This is a genomic window from Stenotrophomonas sp. SY1, from assembly GCF_021202945.1.
Taxonomy (GTDB): Bacteria; Pseudomonadota; Gammaproteobacteria; order Xanthomonadales; family Xanthomonadaceae; genus Stenotrophomonas.
Genome location: NZ_JAJOYR010000033.1, coordinates 1 through 340 on the forward strand (window position 1 = coordinate 1; position 340 = coordinate 340).

Genomic DNA, 340 nt, shown 5'->3' on the forward strand with positions numbered 1-340 from the left:
GGCCGAGGAGTCGCTCTGCACCAGGCCAGCTTCGTTGGTCCGCGCATAACGAATGCCCACGCCATGGGTGTCGGTGTGGGTGACACTAGTATCGCCAGCGATGTTGGTGATGGTGTCGCCCAGGTTCGTGACGTTTGCATTCGTCTCGTTGAGCTGCGACATGTTCACCGCATCACTGTCGGCTACGCCGTTGGCCACGTTGGTAATCGTGGTGCCCCCGGTGTGCGTGACGCTGTCATAGGTGTCGCCACCCAGAGTGATGCTGTTGTAGTTGACCGTCCCGTCGCCGTTGAGGTCGTACTTCACAGAGCCATGATCCAGTGTGTCGATCTCACCACTC

Annotated in this window: 1 protein-coding gene; it reads right to left on the minus strand. The window is 59.4% G+C overall.

All coding sequences use genetic code 11. The features are described from left to right. The coding region (locus LR961_RS19195) for a hypothetical protein (protein WP_232151576.1) at positions 1-306 on the minus strand (306 nt) is incomplete at its 3' end. Positions 307-340: the final 34 nt, after the last annotated feature.